At 60.0% G+C, this 15,461-nt stretch carries 15 protein-coding genes; 2 read left to right on the forward strand and 13 right to left on the reverse strand.

The window, feature by feature from the left end; translation table 11 throughout:
- Positions 1-152: 152 nt before the first annotated feature.
- Positions 153-1,019 carry a LysR family transcriptional regulator ArgP gene (locus tag AC13CN_RS08035; RefSeq protein WP_044628958.1) on the reverse strand — a complete coding sequence of 289 codons (867 nt, stop codon included), beginning with the start codon at positions 1,017-1,019 and terminating at the stop codon, positions 153-155.
- Positions 1,020-1,179: 160 nt separating this feature from the next.
- Between AC13CN_RS08035 and AC13CN_RS08040 the strand changes: the two genes are divergently transcribed.
- Positions 1,180-2,835: a multidrug ABC transporter permease/ATP-binding protein gene (locus AC13CN_RS08040; RefSeq protein ID WP_483053113.1), complete on the forward strand. Its 1,656-nt coding sequence runs from the start codon at positions 1,180-1,182 to the stop codon at positions 2,833-2,835.
- 46 nt (positions 2,836-2,881) lie between these two features.
- Here the strand turns inward: AC13CN_RS08040 and AC13CN_RS08045 are convergent, their stop codons facing one another.
- The 4 genes from AC13CN_RS08045 to AC13CN_RS08060 form a co-directional block, all read right to left on the reverse strand.
- On the reverse strand, positions 2,882-3,649 hold the full coding sequence (locus tag AC13CN_RS08045) for an ABC transporter ATP-binding protein (protein ID WP_062372434.1): 768 nt from the start codon (positions 3,647-3,649) through the stop codon (positions 2,882-2,884).
- A gap of 31 nt (positions 3,650-3,680) precedes the next feature.
- Positions 3,681-3,917 (reverse strand): hypothetical protein, encoded by a 237-nt coding sequence (locus tag AC13CN_RS08050; protein ID WP_062361348.1) that lies wholly within the window; start codon positions 3,915-3,917, stop codon positions 3,681-3,683.
- A 199-nt stretch (positions 3,918-4,116) separates the two neighbouring features.
- Positions 4,117-4,440, reverse strand: a complete 324-nt coding sequence (locus AC13CN_RS08055; RefSeq protein ID WP_062361346.1) for a glycerophosphodiester phosphodiesterase family protein — start codon at positions 4,438-4,440, stop codon at positions 4,117-4,119.
- Between the two features lie 260 nt (positions 4,441-4,700).
- Positions 4,701-5,906, reverse strand: a complete 1,206-nt coding sequence (locus AC13CN_RS08060) for an IS1380 family transposase (RefSeq protein WP_483053114.1) — start codon at positions 5,904-5,906, stop codon at positions 4,701-4,703.
- Between the two features lie 5 nt (positions 5,907-5,911).
- Between AC13CN_RS08060 and AC13CN_RS08065 the strand changes: the two genes are divergently transcribed.
- Positions 5,912-6,313, forward strand: a complete 402-nt coding sequence (locus tag AC13CN_RS08065; protein WP_062372443.1) for a DUF6691 family protein — start codon at positions 5,912-5,914, stop codon at positions 6,311-6,313.
- 104 nt (positions 6,314-6,417) lie between these two features.
- Here the strand turns inward: AC13CN_RS08065 and AC13CN_RS08070 are convergent, their stop codons facing one another.
- The 8 genes from AC13CN_RS08070 to AC13CN_RS08105 form a co-directional block, all read right to left on the reverse strand.
- Positions 6,418-7,782, reverse strand: a complete 1,365-nt coding sequence (locus AC13CN_RS08070; RefSeq protein ID WP_483053115.1) for an NADH-quinone oxidoreductase subunit N — start codon at positions 7,780-7,782, stop codon at positions 6,418-6,420.
- Complete coding sequence (locus AC13CN_RS08075; RefSeq protein WP_062372451.1) at positions 7,782-9,251, reverse strand: complex I subunit 4 family protein; 1,470 nt, start codon at positions 9,249-9,251, stop codon at positions 7,782-7,784. Before AC13CN_RS08075 ends, AC13CN_RS08070 begins: the two co-directional genes overlap by 1 nt.
- A gap of 15 nt (positions 9,252-9,266) precedes the next feature.
- Positions 9,267-11,165, reverse strand: a complete 1,899-nt coding sequence (locus AC13CN_RS08080; protein ID WP_074210964.1) for an NADH-quinone oxidoreductase subunit 5 family protein — start codon at positions 11,163-11,165, stop codon at positions 9,267-9,269.
- A complete protein-coding gene (nuoK, locus tag AC13CN_RS08085; RefSeq protein ID WP_036206236.1) occupies positions 11,162-11,473 on the reverse strand; it encodes an NADH-quinone oxidoreductase subunit NuoK in 312 nt (103 codons plus the stop codon). Before nuoK ends, AC13CN_RS08080 begins: the two co-directional genes overlap by 4 nt.
- On the reverse strand, positions 11,470-12,006 hold the full coding sequence (locus AC13CN_RS08090; protein WP_074210963.1) for an NADH-quinone oxidoreductase subunit J family protein: 537 nt from the start codon (positions 12,004-12,006) through the stop codon (positions 11,470-11,472). The genes nuoK and AC13CN_RS08090 overlap by 4 nt, the downstream gene beginning before the upstream one ends.
- Complete coding sequence (locus AC13CN_RS08095; protein ID WP_074210962.1) at positions 12,006-12,902, reverse strand: complex I subunit 1/NuoH family protein; 897 nt, start codon at positions 12,900-12,902, stop codon at positions 12,006-12,008. The genes AC13CN_RS08090 and AC13CN_RS08095 overlap by 1 nt, the downstream gene beginning before the upstream one ends.
- Positions 12,899-14,491 carry a heavy metal-binding domain-containing protein gene (locus AC13CN_RS08100; protein WP_483053116.1) on the reverse strand — a complete coding sequence of 531 codons (1,593 nt, stop codon included), beginning with the start codon at positions 14,489-14,491 and terminating at the stop codon, positions 12,899-12,901. Before AC13CN_RS08100 ends, AC13CN_RS08095 begins: the two co-directional genes overlap by 4 nt.
- Positions 14,492-14,754: 263 nt before the next feature.
- Positions 14,755-15,117 (reverse strand): NADH-quinone oxidoreductase subunit A, encoded by a 363-nt coding sequence (locus tag AC13CN_RS08105; RefSeq protein WP_036206228.1) that lies wholly within the window; start codon positions 15,115-15,117, stop codon positions 14,755-14,757.
- Positions 15,118-15,461: the final 344 nt, after the last annotated feature.

The following is a 15,461-nucleotide window of genomic DNA, read 5'->3' on the forward strand; positions in this document are numbered from 1 at the left end:
TCGCTTGTGTGATTTTCTACTCCGCTCAGGAAACCCTGAACGCTGACGGCAGTATTAGGTATTTGCTGTAAATCAGCATCAATTAGCTGGTATTGACCATAAAAGCCAACTTTAGTGTAGCTTCCTTTTGCCCTTATTTGATAAGAATGATGCTAAAGCGTGAGATGGCTCAGCCTTTCCGTTAGTCGCTGAATCAGCTGCCCGCTGTGACGCCAATAGTGCCAGTAGAGCGGTACGGTTAATCCTTGCCCCGGTGCGATACTCACCAGTTGGCCTGCTTGCAACTGTTCAGCAGCTTGGCGTTGAGGAATCATGCCGTACCCAATCCCCGCCGTTGCTAAGCGCACGAAGCCCTCTGACGAAGGGCACAAGTGGTAGGGGAAGTGCCCTTGGTAGCCGCACTGCGCCAAAAACTGGTGCTGTAGCTGGTCGTGGGGGCCAAAGACGATAGCGGGGGCTTTTTGAAACGCCTCTGCGCTCGGGCCTTCCGGAAAAAAGCGTGCGGCATAGCTGGGCGATGCCAGCGGTTGATAAGACATATCCCCCACGTGTAGGCAGCGGGCACCGGCAATTGGGTTGGGTGTGGCGCATAGGCAGGCGGCAACATCGCCATCGCGTAGACGCTTTAAGCCTACCTCCTGGTCTTCAATGACCAAATCCAGCAGCACCTCTTCCGTTTGGCAGATATCCGCCACGGCGTCGGCCCACCAGGTCACCACGCTATCGGCATTCAGGGCAATGCGTAGCCTTGGCGCGGCTTTTTCTAGAGAGGGAAGAGCATCGTGTAAATCGCGCTCCAAGAGCTGCACCTGCTGGTAATGAGCTAATAATCGCTGGCCGGCAGGCGTGGGCGCGAGAGCGGGGTGGCGCACCAGCACCGGCTGGCCCAAACGAATTTCCAGCGCTTTTATCCGTTGAGAGATAGCTGATTGCGAAAGGCCCATCACGTCGCCTGCTCGCTCGAAGCCGCCGCACTCCACCACGGTGGCCAGTGCATGCAGTAATTTGTAATCCACCATGATGTCCTCTCTGTTGTTGGCTCTGGCAGTTAATCAACACCGCAACGGCGAGTAAAGGAAGGCGCGCGGGCCAAGATGCGTAAATGAAAATCAGTCTCTTTGTTTGACTTGCCGGGGAAGTGCGTCACAATTCGCCGCTTATGTGTAAAGGGGTTGCAGCATGGAATTATTGCGGGTGGTTTTTCGTCACTACCGCTGGCCGTTTCTAGGCGCACTAGCGCTGAGCCTGGTGAGTGCCGGGCTAGGGGTGGGGGTGATTGCGTTCATCAACCAGCGGCTGATCGAAGCGGGCAGCGCCCTCTCCGCATTGCCTCAATTTTTAGGGCTATTGGCGCTGCTGCTGGCGGTCACGCTGGGCACGCAGCTAGCGCTCACCTTGCTTGGCCACTACTTCGTCTTTGATCTGCGCTCCCGGCTGGTGAAGCGGATTCTGGATACCGATATCGAACGGTTAGAGCAGCTTGGTAACGCGACGCTGCTGGCAAGTCTCTCCAGCGATGTGCGCAATATTACCATTGGTTTTGTGCGCTTACCTGAGCTGGTGCAGGGCGTAGTACTCACGCTGGCCTCGGTGGCGTACCTTGCGTGGCTCTCGCCGCAGATGGTGGTGATCACCGTGCTGTGGATGGCCTTCACCATGGGCGTTGGCTGGGTGCTGGTATCGAAAGTGTATCGCCACTTCCATCAGGTGCGCGAAAGCGAGGATCGGCTGTATAAGGATTATCAATCGGCGATCGAAGGTCGCAAAGAGCTGGCGCTTAACCGTGACCGTGCGCGGCGCTTTTTTGATGAATCCTACACGGATAACGCAAAAGCGTATCGCCACCATATTATTCGCGCAGACACCTACCACCTCAGCGCCAATAACTGGTCCAACATCATGATGCTGGGCGCTATTGGCGTGGTGTTCTTCATGGCCAACGTGCTGGGTTGGGCAAGCCCTGCGGTGGCAGCCACCTTTGCTCTAACCCTGCTGTTTTTACGCACGCCCTTGATTCAGGCCGTGGGCGCATGGCCCACGTTAATCAGCGCCCAAGTGGCGTTCGATAAATTGGCCAGCCTGGAGCTAGCGGAGTACCAGCCGGGCTTCGATGTGGAGGATCGTTTCCAAGGTTGGCAGCGCTTAACGCTCACCAACGTGGTGTATCGCTACACGCCGTCCTCCGGGGGCGAAGGCTTCCAGGTGGGACCGCTCAATCTCACGCTGGCGCGTGGCGAGCAGGTGTTTCTGATTGGCGGTAACGGCAGCGGTAAATCGACGCTGGCGCGTCTGCTGTCAGGGTTGTACCGCCCGCAAAGTGGCCAAATTAGTGTGGATGGAAAGGAGCTTAGCCCGCAAGAGTGGGCTGCGTTTCGGGCGCGCTTTGCCAGCGTCTTTACCGATTTTCACCAGTTCGACCAAACCATGGGGCCGGGTGGCAAAGCGGCTGACCCGGTACTGGTCGCGACCTGGCTCGAGCGGCTGCAGATGCAGCAAAAGCTTGAATGGCAAGATGACCGCGTGGTGAATACGCAGCTCTCGCAAGGGCAGCGCAAGCGTTTGGCACTGCTGCTGGCGATTGCCGAAGAGCGGGATATTTTGCTGCTGGATGAGTGGGCGGCGGACCAGGACCCGCAGTTCAGGCGGCTGTTTTACCGCGAACTGTTACCTCACTTGAAAGCGATGGGCAAAACCGTGTTTGCCATTAGCCACGACGACAGCTACTTCGTCCATGCGGACCGCTTATTGGAGATGTCTAAGGGGCAATTGAGTGAGCTGACGGGAGAGCAGCGGGCACAGGCCAGTGAAGATGCGGTGGCGCAGATCAGCTCGTGAGCCTACAGCAGCCACCGACGCAGGGTGGCCACTTTTCAGCGGCCAGCTACTGGGCAACGGCGATATTGTGCTCTCCATTGGGGTGTCGGATGACTTGCATCGGCAACCCGTAAATGGCTTCCAGGGTGCTGTCGCGCATTAGCTCGTGGGGAGACCCGTGTGCCAGGAGTCGGCCGCTGTGCAGGGCCATCAGCTCATCGCAGTAGCGGGAGGCCATGTTGATATCGTGCAGCACGATCACCACGCCCAAATCGAGCTCGTCGCACAGCTTGCGAATCAGCGCCAGCACTTCGATTTGATGGGCAATATCCAGCGCCGCCAACGGCTCGTCCAACAGCAGGAAGCGGCTGCCCTGGGCAAGCAGCATCGCCAGCCAAACCCGCTGGCGTTCGCCGCCGGAGAGGGTGTCGACCAGTCGGTCGGCGAAGGCTTCCGTATGCGTGAGCGCAATGGCGCGTTCCACGGCTTCTTCGTCGGCCTGGGTGTGGCGCCCCAAGAGACCGTGCCACGGATAGCGGCCAAAGCCGACCAGTTCACGCCCGGTCAAGCTCTCGGCGCTCGGCAGGTGTTGAGGAAGGTAGGCCACTTGGCGAGCAAACTCACGATGCCCCCAGTCACTCAGCGGGCGCTGATCGAAATGGATCGCGCCCCGAGCGACCGGCTGCTGCTGTGCCATCAGCTTGATGAGCGTCGACTTGCCGGAACCATTATGGCCAATCAGGCCATACACTTTGCCTTCGTGAAACGTGTGCTCGATGGGGTTGAGGATGGGTTTGCCATTGACTTCAAACGTGGCGTCTTTGATCTCGAACATGGACGACTCCTGGTGGCGAATGCATCAATCATCATGCTGCCATTCTAGTGCTAATGGTTCTCATTTTTAATGAAAAAATGAAAAAAATAGCCGAACGCTCAATGGGACCCGCCTTGTACTCATCGATCATCTTCTGGGCGTAGGCCTGCTGAGTGAAACCCTCGGAAGTATGCCCGGTGAACGGCATGTCGACCTCGTGGGATTTCAGTTCCGGTGCCATCATGATCCCCTGCTGCTGGAAGAGCACAATACTGTTGGCATGGCTCATCAAGGTACCAGGGGACGTATAGAGGTCTGTGCGCCACCCTGGGGTGCCCGTCACTTACACCACGATACTCGTGGCATCGCTATTCACGCCCTTGCAGCGTATGAAACTCCGCGAGCGTCAAGTCACTAGTGCAGCAGCGTATATCGGCCGCGTTGGTCAACGCGCCGGTGGTGTCATCGAACGCTGGCGGCACGCTGCACTACCCGGCCAATGGCGTCTCGACGATATTGGTGGTGGCGTGGAGGTCACACTGTGAGTGGCGGCAGACTAGTGCTTCGTTGGCGGTGAAGGCGACGTCGCACTCCAAGATATCGGTCCCGCCCTGAGCGCCTGCGATATACGACTCGAGCGTGTGTTCGGGAAACTGAAGCGGTGCGCCCCGATGCCCAATCGGCAGCGGCGAGCAGTGCCAGGTGGTTCGCTCGGCGGCACTGATCAGTAACGTCGCTTTGAGTGCCTGCTCGTGAGCATTGTCCGCACTCATGTCGTTGACCAGAAAGAGCGGGCGGGGTCCCAGCGTCACTGCCTACGCCGCCTCGATCAGCGCCTCGTTCCAGCGGGGCGTCTTCTCGCTCTCTTCAGCAATGGCAAGGGCAGGAGCCAGCAGGCTGCCTAGCCCGGATGTTGCACCGGGTCAGTCAGAAGTCCCCAGATGCCAGGCTCGGTGGGGATAAAAGGGATCTGGAGTGGAGTTTGGCTGCTTTTTGATCAATTTTCTGCGCTCAGGACGCACTGCCCCCAACCCCCATGTGTTTTCTGTGCCGGGGACAGCACGCCGCGGCGCTATCCCGGCACCAGCTTACTGGCCAGCTTCAGGAAGAGGTCCTGCTCCGGGTACTGGCTGCTCAACATCAGCCGGATGGTGCGCGTGTTGCGGGTGATGACGGCGCCGATCTTCAGCAGCTTCAGGCGGATGGTGTTGACCTGGGCTTGGGCGAAGGCGGTGCGCTTAAGGTAAATCCGACGCAGCCGCTCCAGGAGCAGGTAGGCCAGCCCCGAGAGCAGCAGTCGGTACTGATTGGGCCACCATTCGTGGCAGCTGGTGCGGTCGGAGAACAGGAACTGCTGCTCCACATAGCGGGTGTTGAAGCCACGCCGGCTGGTCTCGGACTTGACGATTACCCTTCGTCGACGCTCCTTCCAGCTCTTGGCAGCGTACTCGATGAAGCCGAAGACACGCTCCTTCTCCCAACTCTTCTCGAAGCGGATAGCCGACGTGTAGTCGATGTCCAGAGCCAGCTTGGCCAAGCGCTTGTTGCCGGCGAGGCCGATGATGTAATCGACGCCGTGGCGGTCGCACCAGTTGAGAATCAGCGGACGGCAGAATCCGCTGTCGCCTCGGAAGACGATCTTCACCTCAGGCCACGCCTGGCGCAGCCGCCGGACCAACAGGGCGAGGATGGCGCCGGCGTGGTGAGCGGCATCCAGCGAGGCCGGACGCAGGTAGCTGACCAGCAGCTGGTCGCCACAGAACACGAACAGCGGCAGGAAGATGTAGTGGTTGTAGTAGCCGTTGAAGTGCCGCCCGAGCTGCTGGCCATGCACCCGATCGGCGGTAGCATCGAAGTCGAGGTAGAGCGGCTTCTTGGGTGGCCGCCGGAACGAGCGGATGAACTGCTCGATCATCTCCTCGTGGATGGTGATCGCCCAGTCCCGGTCAGCTTGCTGCTCGAAGCGGCACAGGGTGGACTGACTGGCCAGCACGCCATCGGTATCGACGGCGGTCTGCAGGGCGATATCGTGACGCAACGCATGGTGGTCATTGAGATCCTCATAGCCCAGCGCCAGGCCGAACACGCGCTGCCGGACCAGGGTTTCGGTGCGGTGCAGGCAGCGCTGAGCGTCGCGCTCGTCGCTGAGTCGGCGAGCGACGGCGCGGGTCAGGCCCATCTCGCGATCGAGCTGCCGCAGCAGCAGGATACCGCCGTCGGAAGTGACATCACCGCCATCGAAACTCCCGTTTACGTCGTCAGACTCATGACAGGACACTCTTTATGAAACTGATTTTTGGTTACCTGGCTGGTTTGTTGTTTGGCCTGGGTCTGGCTATTGGCGGTATGACTGACCCCCATCGTGTTCAGGGCTTTCTCGACGTCTTCGGTAACTGGGACCCAACGCTCATATTTGTGATGGGCGGAGCCGTGGTAACAACGTTTGTCGGCTACCAATTGGTGTTCCGTCGCCAGGGCCCTCTGTTCGCGGAAACGTTTATCGTGCCCACACGTCGTGATATTGATACCCGTTTATTGATTGGTGCGGCTGTGTTTGGGATAGGCTGGGGTCTATCAGGTTATTGTCCGGGCCCGGCCTTTGCGTCAATAAGTGGTATAACCTGGCCTCTCGTGGCGTTGTTGCTGTCGATGGTCGCTGGTTGGTGGCTGGCTCGCCGGGTCTGAGGTAGCGCAGCATAGTTTGTCTGCTGGGGTAAGATGGCGATTTCTTGACCACGTCAGCGTTCGGCGGCTTTCTCGCATGGATGCCGAACACAACACTAGGCACATCATACGATGTCGCGAACAATCATAAACTGGGCACCCAGTCCGATGATGAATGTGGCTGCAACCGTCGCAAACACCACGAATCCCAGCCATGCATCAAGCTCAACGGATGCAGAATCCCCTCCCCTGTACATCGGCACAACAATGCGCAGATACACTGCCAGCGACAGTGCACTATTGATGATCGCCACCACCGCCAGCCATGTGAACTGGACGTCAATGGCTGCCGCAAACAGAAGGAACTTGCCGACGAAACCTGCCAGTGGCGGAATGCCCACCAATGACAGCAGGAAGACTACCATTGCGATGGCAATCAAAGGCCGCGACCGGCCCAGCCCGCTAAAATCGTTCAGAGTGCGCCCGGCTATGGCGGCAACCGCGAAAGCGCCCAGGTTCATAGCCGCATAGGCGGCGGCGAACAGAATGATCGATGGTAAGGCCAGCTCACTGGAGCCCACCGCGAGGATGCCCAGCAGGAAATAGCCGGACTGGGCAATCGACGAATAGGCCAGCAGCCGGATGACGTTATCCTGCACCAGTGCCGCAAGATAGCCATAGGTCATGCTCAGCACGGCCAGCCCCGCCATGACCGCAGCCCAGCCGGTTTCCGGTGGCAGGTGACGAACCACCTGAGTGAGCGCAAACAGGGCGCCAATCTTGGGCACGACGGATAGGTAGGCGGCAATCGACAGTGGCGCGCCCTCGTAGGCGTCGGGTGCCCAGAAGTGGAACGGAACCAGTGATGCCTTGTAGCCCAGGCCCACTACCACAGCCACGAACCCGAGAATAACGGCCAGCGGCATGGTATCCATGGACGGCAGATCGGCGATCAGCGTAGAGCCGGAGGCACCGAACCAGTAGCTCAAACCGAAAATCATGATGGCAGTGGTGACGGAAGCGAACACAAAGAATTTCATGGCGGCTTCGGTCGCCGGGTCGGTGTCCGGATAGGCGACCAGGGCGAAGGTGGCCAAACCGGTCAGCAGCGTGCCCAGCACCAGAAACATGGTGTCCCCTGCCCCCGCCAGCACCAGGGCGCCGAGAGTGGAAAAGATCAGCAGGCTGTAGACCGTACCCTCACGGGCGCTGCCTCGGACATCCACCCGCGCCAGTAACATCGCAAGCACCGTTGCTGGCAGCAGAATGAGCTTGGCCCAGATGCTTAACGTGTCGATCCGGAAGCTGCCGCCAAATATCGTTGTGTCTGTGCCGAGCAGGCGCAGGGCCAGCCCCGTGGCAACAACCAGGCCGATGACGGCAATGATCAGCGAAATCCGGGGTTGTCGCAGCATTTCCGCGATCAGGGCACCGACAGCCGTCAACAGAACGGCAATTTCCGGAATGATTAATGCGAGATCTCGACCCATTACAGCACCAGTGCCGATGTGGTCCGGTGAATAACGTCCAGCACCCAGGACGGCGCCACGCCGGTGGCAACGGTGAGCACCAGCAGGGGCGCCACCGCGAGAATTTCTCGCGGGCTCAGATCCGGCATTTTATTCCAGCGATCCCGGGGCTCACCCAGAAAGGTTTCACGCAGTGCCTTGAGAAAGGTTCCGGCGATAATGGCAATACCCAGAATCACCACAACCGCGATGGGAGTAGTGCCCAGGGTGGCGAGAAATATCTGGAACTCTGCCGGGAAGTGCGCCAGGCCAGGGAGACCCAGAGACGCGAAAGCCGCCAGCACAAAGGACCAGCCAAGCAATGGAACCGTTTTGAGCAAGCCGCCAAACTCCCCCATTTCGCGGGTATGGGCGCGCTCCTGAATCATGCCCACCAGGAAGAACAGGGCACCGGTGACCAGGCCGTGACTGAACATCTGCAGCACGGCTCCATCCAGCGCGACGGCACGCACCGACGGGTCCAGAGTCAGTGCGGCAACGGCAACGCCGACAATGACGTAGCCCATGTGGTTGATTGAGGTATAGGCCACCAGGCGCTTGAGATCAGTTTGTGCCAGGGCGGCAAAGGCACCGTAGATTGCGCTGACGACACCGAAAAACAAAACAACGATGCCGGCATCGCGGAGGGCGTCAGGGGTCATTTGCAGGGCGAACCGCACCAGCCCGTATGTGCCGAACTTCAGCATGATACCCGCCAGGATGACGCTACCAACGGTCGGTGCCTGCACGTGTGCCGCAGGTAACCAGGTATGCAGGGGTATCGCAGGAATCTTGACCGCGAAGGTAATCAGCATGGCGATCAACGCCCACATGGCCGCCGCCCCCTCGAGGGGAGGGTTGGCAATCCACGCCCGCATATCGAAGGTGGGGTCGGGGCTGCCGAGGTAAAGCCCCAGAATCGCGAGTAACAGTGGCAGGCTGCCCAACAGGGTGTAGATAAAGAACATCAGGGCGGCCCGCTGCCGGTCTTCATGTCCCCATCCGGCAATCATGAAATACATCGACACCAGGGAAACTTCGAAGAAGACGTAGAACAGAATGCCGTCCAGGGCGGTAAAAGTACCGATTGCAGCGGTTTCCAGAAGCAGGATCAGAGCTACGTAGGCACGTGGTCGGTCGCGAAGCGATGACGCGTAGATCAGAGAAACCAGGAAAAGCACGGCACTCAGCAGCACCAGCGGCAGGCTGATGCCATCAACCCCGACCCGGTAGGCGGCGCCAATGGCCGGCATCCATACCAGCTCTTCGACCTGGGAAAAGCCGTCACCACTCACGCCCTGAAGCCACATGGCCAGAGCGCCGACCAGGGTCAGGGCGGCACTGGCGATCGCTATGCTGTGCACCGTCCGTGCCGTCGGCTTCGGCAAACACAGAATCAACACAGCGCCGACGAGTGGCAAAAACAGGGTCAGAGATACGAGTGGTAACATGAGTACAGGGTTCCTTTAGACACTCAGTGAAGCTGAAAACAGGATGGCCAGGAGCACAGCGGTGGCTACGGCGCTGATCGCCAGGCTATGATGGATCAGGCCGCTTTGCAGGGTTCTCGCCCGCGCGCCGAGGTCCCGCACACCGGCCACCAGGGCGAAGATCAGGCCGTCTATACCACGCTCATCCCCGCCCCGAACCCAGCGACCCACCGCCAGATTGGCGCGGCCGACGCCAAGCACGGCCAGATACAAACGTTGTTCCAGTCGCTCGCCCCCACGGGCAATGCTGAGAGCTGTATGACCAATGGCAAGCGCGGCCGCGTACAGATGATCCTCCAGACGGTCACAGCCCCGGGCAACAGCCATTGCGGGCCGGCCTATCCAGGCGGTAAGCCCGCCCGCAACTTCCAAACCCGATTCTGCCCATTGATGGGCAGGTCCAAGCAGGCGCTGGACCGGCACCAGCCAGCCCAGGGCCAGCCCGACCAATGCGGCGACCAGCCCGAGCACTATGGCGACGGTACCTGCGGTTTCCGGAGCGGGCAGATCAAGTATTGTTTCCAGGGGACCAAAGGCCAGACCCAGGCCAGCGGCGGGAATTGCCAGCCCCCAGATGCCAGCGCGCATCCAGCCAGTACCTTCTACCGACCGGCTGTCGCCCGTGCTCTGCCAGAGCACCCGTAGAGCCCGGGCCACATAGGCGCCGGTAAGTAGAGTGCCCGCCAGGGCCAGAGGGCCGAGCCAGGCGGCGCCTTGCCCCGACAGCGCGGCAGCAATTACCGCATCCTTGGAAAAGAACCCGCTCAGCGGTGGAATGCCCGCCAGTGCCAGCGCTGCCAGCGCAAAGCCGGCAAAGGCCCAGGGCCTGGCGCGGCCAACGCCTTTCAACTGATCAAAAGCGGTACCCTCGCGGGCATGTTGAAAGTCACCGGCAGCAAGAAACAGGGTGCTTTTAATGGCAGCATGGGCGAGAAAGTGCAACAGCGCGGCCATCGGAACCCCGGCGCCCACAGCAATCAGCATCAGGCCGTACTGACTGGCCGTGGAAGCCGCCAGCAGGCGTTTGAGATCACGTTCAGCCAGCGCAATGACCCCGGCTGCCACCGTGGTGACACCACCCACAAGCCCTATAGCGAAAAGCGCTTCAGGACTCAGCAGCGTCGCAGACCGGATTAGCAGAATGGCGCCCGCCGCCACCAGCGTGGCCGAGTGCAGCAGCGCCGAGACCGGTGTCGGGCCGGCCATGGCGCGCATCAGCCAGTCCTGCAGGGGAACCTGGGCCGACTTGCCCATGGCCGCCAGCAATAACAGCAGCCCGGCGGCGGTCGAGGCATTACCGCCAGCTTCCAGAGAGGCGGCAATCTCACTGGTACCCGACGACCCGATGAGTATGAATATCGCCACATAAAGCCCGAGATCGGCGCTGCGGGTATAGAGAAAAGCACGGCTGGCTGCGTTTGCGGCTTCCGGCCGCTGGAACCAGAAGCCGATCAGCAGGTAACTGCAGAGGCCGATGAGTTCCCAAGCCGCCAACAACAGAACCCAGTCGCCAGCCAGCACCAACGCCTGCATCGCCGCCAGGAACAGCGACATTACGGCATAAAAGCGCGCCTGGCCGGACTCCCGCTTCATATAGCCGATGGCATAAACCAGAACGAAGGTTCCGACCGTGGCCACTGCCACACTCAGCAGTGCCGTCATCGGACCCGAAACCAGGCGCAAGGGCATGTCCGGCAGCCCGGGTAGAAGCAGGGTTTCGGCCTGGCCGTCAAGGGCTCCGGCCAGCAGCCGGACACCGCCTGCCAGGCTGAGCGTCGCGCCAGCCAGGGCCAGCGCAGCGCTGCCACGGCGCAGTATCAACACGGCCAGGGTGACGATCAGCGGCGGCAGTATCGGCAGAAGTACTGCACTCATCCTTTCAGGTCCTCCGCTTCTTCCATCTCGACCGAGCCCTTGGCCCGGAAACGCGCAATGGCAACGCCAAAGCCGACCGCCATCTCCAATGCCATAACCGTCATCACCACCAGCACAAACATCTGGCCGGAATAGGCTTCCGGATGCAGAAAGCGCCAGAAAGCCACCAGATTCACCATGGCGCCTGCCAGCATCAGCTCCACGCCCATCATGATCATCACCAGATTGGTCTGTGACAGAGCTCCATAGACTCCGATACCGAACAGGATGGCGCCGGTCACAAGCGCCAAGATCAGAATCATGGTCATTCCGATGCCTCCTTGTCGTCTTTACTTGACAGGTTCTGCACCGGTATTGCCACTGCCGTGGCGGCAATCATTGCGGTCAGGATGGTGATACCGGCGGTCTCAAAGATCATCATCGAGCGCCCGAGCAGTTCCATGCCCAGCGCCCGTGTCTGCGCTTGCGCGTCCACCACCTGCTCCGCTGCGGGGCCCCAGTCGGACAGCAGCGCAACGGCGATGGCGACAACGGCGGCACTCACCCCGGCACCTATCGAGAAGCGCTTCTGGTGGCTCATATCCATACCGCCAAGCCCGCCGGGATCCATCATGAACATCACCATGAAGATGGCCATGATGCTCATCTCGGTGGCCATCATCATGATCTGCAGCACGCCCAGGAATTCGGTTTGCATCGCCAGGAACAGGCAGCCGACGGCGGTCATCGAAAACAGCAGTGCCAGTGCGGAACGCATCATGGACGAGGTGCGAAACACCACCACGCCGAAGCCAATGGCAGCCAGCCCGAAAACGGCAACGAAAAAAGCCTGTGCGTACATCAAGGAACCACCAGAATCAGTAAACCGACAATAATGATATTAACCAGCGCCAGGGGAATCCCGAGAACCCAGCACCACCGCATCAGATCCGCCTCGCGAATGCGTGGCAGGTAGCGACCGGCCAGCAGCATCGACACGGCCACGGCCAGGGTCTTGATCAGGCTCCAGGCCCAGGGCGGCAGCAGCGGGCCGTACCAGCCACCAAGGTAGAACACCGTGGTCGCGGAGGCCAGGGTAACCACCAGCGTCAGGCGAGCCAGGCGCAACACTGCCAGGCGGACGCCGGTGTACTCGGCATCCACACCGCCGCCAAGCTCCCCCTCCGCGGTGGGCAGATCGAATGGCGCGCGAAACGCAAGCGCCATGGCGGCAATGAAGAACAGCACGAAGCCCAGGGGCTGGTAGACAATGTTCCACAGGCTCTCCTGGGAACTAACGATCGCAGTGTTCACCAGAGACTCAGCGCGCATGGCCACGGCCGTGATCGGCATGACAATAAGCATGGAATAGGCAATAAGCTGGCCCAGAAAGCGCCAGCCACCGATCATCCCGTAGGCTCCATCCGGCCCCCAACCCGCCATGATCACCGCGACGAGCACGTAGGCCAGGGCCGCGTTCACAAACAGTGCGCCAGTGCCAAGGTCCGCAATGATCAGGTCCGGCGCCAGCGGCAGGACTGCCATACCGAGCACGGCGACAACCAAAAGAAGCACGGGCGCGGCCTCGAAGAAGACCCGGTCTGGTGAGCGCGGTACTATGGACTCACGACCGAGGTGAGCCAGGCCGCGAAACAGAGGCGCGGCCGGACTCAGACGCCCAGTCGCCATCCAGCCCTCAATCACAGCCAGCAGCCAGGCGCTGCCAAGCAGCGCGAGCAAAACAATAGCGACGGTCACGAAGTCACCTCCCAGGGCGAAAGATCCAGTGACCCGACTGCCAGCAGCGCATCGCCCAGTTCCTGGCCCTCGACAAGCTTAGGGACCAGGCCGATATGCTGACTACAGGCGGTGTCCAGCTCGTATGACTTCACATGGCCGCGCTCCAGTTTCAGACTTAACCGGGCCTCGCCGCGCGGAGTGTCAACGGTGGCCTCACCGGTTCCTGACACATCGCCAACGTCGCGCAGAACCGGCAGCTCCGGTTCTCCGCCCGACTTTATAAGGTCAAGGCTGGCCGAAATTTCGGCCAGGCGTTGCCACAGGCGCGCCCAGGCATCACCGCCTTCATCCGCAGCACGCGCTACGGGCCCGCGCAGACCAAAAGAGTCCGTTGGCAGTAGGCCGACACCCTTAAGCCGAGATTTGAGCAAAGGCGTTCGCCCGAGGCGGATAGTTAATTTGTGCAGCGCTGGCTCCAGTGCAGCAAGACTGTCCCTGTTAGCCTCTCTGACTTGCAGTTGCAGAGTTGCTGCCCGTTGCGTCAGCCAGGCAAAGCCGAGCTGGCGCCCTAACTGAGCCAGCCAGCCAAGGTGACTGGCGATGCGCTCACGCTCAAGGGCGCCGGTGCGAGCACCGGCGTTTGCCGAATCGTCCTCCAGCCCTGCCGCTTGCTCTATTGCCAGACAGACTAAAAGACGGTAGCTCACCGGTGCCAGTGGAATTGCGGCTGACAGATACCCAATGAAGGTCTCGGCATCCATCTCTTCACTTTCTTCAATATTCTCACCTTCGCTGGTCACCCCCACCAGGGAGGTCGCCTGCCCCTCCGTTACGCCGTCACCATCAAGGGTCAGCGTCAACTTCAGTCCGCCGGGCAAGCCGGGGAAGACCGGACCGAACGGCACCTCAAGCCAGTCCATCTGCAGGCCATCGGCGCTGCGTGGCAGATCCTTGGTGACTTCAATCATCGACATGAATCCCGAGGCGCCATGATCGTGGCCACCGTGATCGTGCCCTCCATGCTCATGCTCACCGTGATCATGGCTGGAATGTTCATGTTCTGAGTGGCCCTCATCTTCCCCGTCCTCGCGGACTACCAGGTCCATACCGCACTTGGGGCAGCTGCCAGGCTCGTCCCGAACAATTTCGGGGTGCATGGGGCAGGTATATTCGGTCCCGGCATTTTCGTGAGCGTGTTCCGGTTGGTGTTCGTTACTGTGTTCGTTACTGTGGTCGTGGTCGTGGTCGTGGTCGTGGTCTTGGCTCTGGTGTTCGTGATCATGGTGATGTTCATGATCGTGGCCGCCCTCAGGGGTTTGCTCCCCCGCTTCGCGTGCTACCAGATCCATGCCACATTTGGGGCAACTGCCCGGCTCGTCTTCGACAACTTCCGGGTGCATAGGGCAGACGTACTCGATTTTGACGTGCAGGACGGAGGCATCAAAATCCTCCGCTGAAGTAGCGAAGGCACCTTCCGCCAGTGCCCGCTTCAGCCGCCCAACCGCGTCGGCCAGTGCCTTTTGCGACAGACCCGCTGATACATCAGCATCCGGAAAAGACGATGGCGTCTTGCCGCCAAGCATGAGAATAGTGCGGGGCCGGGGCATCTGCGCATAAAGCACCGTTGCAACCTCGCCCATTTTTTCTGAAAGCCCGCCGACGATCAGAAGCACATTCGCATCACGGGGTGAGGCGCTGACACGCATGCCGGTGGCACTCACATTCAAGCCATGCGCCAGAGCGACATCCTGTCCCGGGACGATGAGACAACTCAGGTCACGCGCAAATGCACGGGAAACCCACTTCTGAAGAGCGGCAAACCGTGTCTGCCTCTGACGCGAACCTGTGGTGTTAATGGGATGATCAGAAGTCATTGACGCCTCAATGCCCCCTGACTCCAGCCATAAAGCAGGCCCAGAAAGAGGATGGCAAGAAATACGCCCATATCATACAAAGCAACCAGCCCTACTTCTTTGTACACGACGGCCCATGGGTACATGAACGCCATTTCCATATCGAAGGCCAGGAACAACAATGCGTAACCGTAGTAACGCGCGTGATAGCGCCCCCACACCGGATCCCGCGACAGCACACCGGAGCTTGCCGGCACATCCTTGCCCGGCTCCCCGCGCGCAGAGCCCATCACGCGCACAAACCCGTAAAGGCCCAGGATGGTAGCCACGATGCCGACCACCAGGGCAAGTAAAAGACTATACAGTTCCAAAAAACTCATTATCCAATCCTCGGATCGAGCAACCAAATAGCCCCTCACTCTCTTGCCAGGATGCCCGATGAAAATAATTCCCGGGTACCCTACTCCAGTCCGTGATGCTTCCCTTCGTATAATTTAACATTCCTGATCTCGCCTCCCTCATTGACCAATTCGAAATTATTGCCAGACAAAGGCTTTATCTTGTTACAGGAATAGTTGCGACCGGAGTTATTGTCAAATCTGGTGTATGAGCATCAGGCGGCGTCTCTGCCGGATTGATCATCCACCCGTTCTCCATCCCGAAACTGAACGTTATTCACGACCAGCTTCAGTTGGTTAAACCCCTTGATCCGCTTCCAGCGTTT

It is taken from the genome of Vreelandella sp. L-25, assembly GCF_056857535.1.